The organism is Candidatus Cryosericum odellii (assembly GCF_003570935.1).
Classification (GTDB): domain Bacteria; phylum Caldisericota; class Caldisericia; order Cryosericales; family Cryosericaceae; genus Cryosericum; species Cryosericum odellii.
This window is the reverse complement of record NZ_QXIU01000135.1, coordinates 1-4,257: the sequence shown is the minus strand read 5'-3', so window position 1 is coordinate 4,257 and position 4,257 is coordinate 1. Positions and strand designations below refer to the sequence as shown.

Annotated in this window: 4 protein-coding genes; all 4 read right to left on the bottom strand. The window is 57.2% G+C overall.

All coding sequences use genetic code 11. From position 1 onward, the window contains the following. Positions 1–230, bottom strand: a 230-nt coding sequence (locus tag SMC5_RS05640; protein ID WP_133299171.1) for a hypothetical protein, incomplete at its 3' end; no start/stop codon positions are given. Further along, entirely contained in the window at positions 227–1,936 is a 1,710-nt protein-coding gene (gene dnaG / locus SMC5_RS05635) for a DNA primase (RefSeq protein ID WP_165848997.1), read from the bottom strand. The genes SMC5_RS05640 and dnaG, both read right to left, overlap by 4 nt. An 82-nt stretch (positions 1,937–2,018) precedes the next feature. Beyond that, entirely contained in the window at positions 2,019–3,125 is a 1,107-nt protein-coding gene (locus tag SMC5_RS05630) for a deoxyguanosinetriphosphate triphosphohydrolase (protein ID WP_119087621.1), read from the bottom strand. Between the two features lie 16 nt (positions 3,126–3,141). After that, the coding region (locus SMC5_RS05625; RefSeq protein ID WP_320409822.1) for a putative PEP-binding protein at positions 3,142–4,257 on the bottom strand (1,116 nt) is incomplete at its 5' end.

The following is a 4,257-nucleotide window of genomic DNA, read 5'->3' as shown; positions in this document are numbered from 1 at the left end:
AGTTCGGCTACGACAGCTGTCGTAGGGCTCTTCTCAGACGGCTTGGCGCGTTTTGCCTTGGGGGCTGGCTCGGGCAGGGCTACTGTCTCTGTCAGTTTCTTGTGCGGGATTCGTGACACCTTGGCCGGATGAGCCTCTTCCCGAACCTCGGTCTTGCGTACCGCCTTGGCCGGATGAGCCTCTTCCCGAACCTCGGTCTTGCGTACCGCATGCTTCTTATCTGCCATCATTCACCCCTTTCATGGGCTATCGAGCCATCTTCCGGTGTCACGGCAGACGACCCCGATCGCAGCCTGCTGGCTGCATCTTTCACTCCCTGATAGCTTAACTGGTGTTCTTCAAGACTCCATCGACCAACCAGGGCCGCAGCTTCCGGTCCGAGTTGTGCAACCAGCGAGGGCACCAGAGCTGCTTCTCCAGAGGTTTCGCGGCGCAGTACACTGAGAATCTCCTGACAGGCTTCGTCCTGCAACGACAGTCCGTCGAGGAGTGGCGAGAGCTCTGAAAGCCGGTCGAGATTGTGTATCAGGCCATGGACGACTTCCTGCTCAAGCACGGATCGCATGCTCTGCAGAGATCCCCCCGTCGGAATCCTGGAGTGTCCGAGACTCTTCCGCGGGAGTCTCCATGGATCAGCGACTGCAGGCTGTTCGGCGTGCGTGCGGCCCTTGCGGTAGATTGCGAGAACCTCTTCCTCACGAACGTTGACCCTGCGAGCAATCTGAGTAAGGAGTTGAGTTCTGAGCAGTGAGTCCTGCATGTCGTCCACGGACTCCATCATTTCTTGCACAAATGCTCTTCGATCGGTTACTGAGTTCATGTCCCTGCCCACGACGGCAGCATCGAGCAGAAAATCGCCTACGGATCTTGCCTGGTCCAGGGCGACCTGGTACTGAGCCTTTCCCCCAGGTTCGCGCAACAGTTCATCTGGGTCCTTTGCCCCCTCGACCTTGACCACGGCTACGTCCAGCCCGGTTCGGTCGGCTATCGAGAGTGCAAGACGAGCAGCGCGCTGGCCGGCTTCGTCACTGTCGAAATTGAGCAGAACGCGAGAGGCGCTCCGTCTCAGCAGGGTACCCTGTTCCTCTGTGAATGCCGTGCCAAGCGAGGCAACGACATTGGTGAAACCTGCGGCGTGGAGAGCGATAGCATCCATGTATCCCTCGACGACGATAGCCGTCCCGGTTTCACGTATGGACGGCTCAGCCAGAGGGAGCGCGTAAAGCGTCCTTCTCTTGGCAAACAGCGGAGTCTCGGGGCTGTTTGTGTACTTGGGCATCGACCCGTCGATGGCTCGTCCACCAAATGCGATGATGTTGCCGATGCTGTCCCAGATTGGAAACATCAGTCGATGGGCAAATGGCGAGAACGAGTGCCCTTCATGCCGTTGCACGATGCCGGTGCGTGCGAGACTATCCTCATCGATCCCGTGTTCCGCACACCACTTGACGAGACTGTCTGTGTTGCGAGGACAGTAGCCAAGAGAGAAGTGCTTCACAGTCTCAGAACTGAGTCCACGATTTCTGACATACTCCTGGCACTCACCTGCTTGACTGCTTTGCAACGCAGCAGCAAATGCGGTCGCGACGAGCTTAAGCGTTTGCAGGAGTTCCTGACGCTCCCTCGACGCCGCTGTGGACATATGCCATGGCGGCAGCTCGACATGGAATTCCTTGGACACGATCTCGATTGCTTCTGGAAGCGACACGTTGTGCACCTTGCGCACAAACGTCAGCATGTCTCCGGATGCCTTGCAGCCAAAGCAGTAGAACATGTTCTTGTCAGGGCTGACCGTGAATGACGGCGTTTTTTCATGATGAAAAGGACAGAGGCCCACATAATTGCGACCCTGTTTGCGCAGTTTGACATAATGGCCAATGACGTCAAGGATACCAATCTTGGTGCTTATGTCGGCGATGTACTCTTTGTATTCCATACCACCTAGGTATACGAAAGAGGAGGCTCGAATCGTTCCCGGCCTCCTCACATACATACCACAATCGGTTTTCTAAGCCTGGTTAGACGTAGATGTGCGGCATCACCAGGTCTGTTGCTACCTTGAGCGCCATACGGTCCGTCATCGAGGCAATATAGTCCGTCACGATCCGTGCCGTGCCCTGGAGGTCTCCACGGAACATGGAAACCGGATCATTTGACTCACAGGTCATGGGGTGCTCTCGCAAATAAGGGTCCATACGCCTCACATCTTCCATGCAGAAGTCGAAAATGCGAGACAGCAGGTCACGTGCTTTCCCTTCCTCGCGTTTTGGTTCTGAATGCATGTATACCCTGTCTTTCAAGAACAGCATCAGGCCGTCCATGGCCTCCTGTATGGGTCGGCTCATGACGATTTCGCCCACAGCAGAGCTGGACCGGATGATGTCCAGCACCATCGTATCGAGGCGTTGCGAATAGAAACTACCCAGCGCCTCCGTGGTCACCGTCGGAACGTCGGTTGCATCGATGATTCCGGCGTGTATGGCGTCATCGAGGTCGTGGTTGACATAGGCGACCCTGTCGCAGAGTCGCACGATCTGTCCCTCCAGAGTCTGTGGACTCCGCATGTCCTCCAGTTTGCTCATTTCTTCAAGTCCCTTGCTGTGAGAGGCAATGCCGTTGCGGGTCTCATAGGTGAGATTGAGTCCAAAGAGTACATCCCCGTGTCCACGCTCACGACGCTCCAGAGTGTCGACCACGCGAAGGCTCTGTAGTGCGTGCTCGAATCCCAGACTGGGGTCAATACTCTTCAACTTTGCATCCAGGACAGCTTCTCCAGTGTGTCCGAATGGCGCATGGCCAAGGTCGTGTCCCAGTGCAATTGCTTCGACGAGATCCTCGTTGAGACCGAGAGCGTCACACACTGAGCGCGACAGCTGCGCGACCTCGAGGGTATGAGTGAGTCTTGTACGTATCTCGTCGCCCTTGGGTGCCATAAACACTTGTGTCTTGTACTGGAGCCTGCGGAACGCCCTCGAGTGAATGATGCGGTCGCGGTCTTTCTGGAATGGGGATCGGATGGCGTCATCATCTTCGGGCAAGATTCGTCCCTTGCTGGCAATGCCAAAGGCTGCTCCCTGAGAGAGCAGCCTTCCTTCCCTATCCCTGTAGTTCGTGATAGGCAGCATGTATGAGAATTCTATGCTAGCTGGCGGCCGGCCTGTTCTTGATGGCAGCCTGCGCAGCTGCAAGGCGCGCAATGGGGACGCGTGGAGCCGAGCAGGAAACATAGTCGAGACCTGAGGTGTGGCAGAAATCGATCGAATCAGCCTCACCCCCCTGTTCCCCGCAGATGCCGATTTCGAGGCCGGGGTTCGTCTGGCGGCCAAGAACCACCGCGATGCGGATGAGCTTGCCCACGCCTTTCCGGTCGATGGTCTGGAATGGGTCGACGTCCAGGATCTTCGACTCGAGGTAGGCCGGTAAGAACGTGCCTGCGGCATCATCGCGGCTATAGGCATACGTCGTCTGAGTGAGGTCGTTGGTCCCAAAGCTGAAGAACTCCGCGTACTCGGCGATCTCATCTGCAGTCAGGCATGCGCGCGGTACTTCGACCATGGTGCCGATCTTCACGGCAACCGTGATGCCCTCACGCTTGAACACCTTGTCGAGCTCTTCCTGAACCAGAGGCTTGAGTACCTTGATCTCATTGACGTGGCCGACGAGGGGAAGCATGATCTCGGGCATCGGGTGCAATCCTCGCTTGACCAGTGTAGCAGTTGCCTCGGCGATTGCACGGACCTGCAGCTGGTAGATGTCGGGATACAGGATTCCAACGCGGCAGCCGCGGAACCCGATCATCGGGTTGAACTCCTTCAGCTCGTTGTACCGCTTCATGACCTTCTGCAGATAGGCGATGCGTGCTTCGTCGTGAGCTGTCTCTGCCTCGGCCATTTCTTCAGTGAGTCGGTCTATCTGGGGAAGGAACTCGTGGAGAGGCGGGTCCAGCAGACGGATGATAACGGGGAAACCATCCATGGCCTCAAGGATCTTCTCGAAGTCGTCGCGTTGCATGGGAAGAAGTTTCTCGAGGGCGGGGGTACGCTCTTCGAGCGAACCTGCGATGACCATCTCTTGCATGAGGGGCAGACGCTCGGGGTCGTTGAACATACGCTCCGTGCGACACAAGCCAATGCCCTCTGCACCAAAAGCGCGTGCCTTGTGGGCATTCGCGGGCGTGTCGGCGTTGGCACGTACACCGAGACGGCGAATGCCGTCTGCATAGCCAAGCAAGGTCGCAAGTTCGGCCGTCTGCTCGGC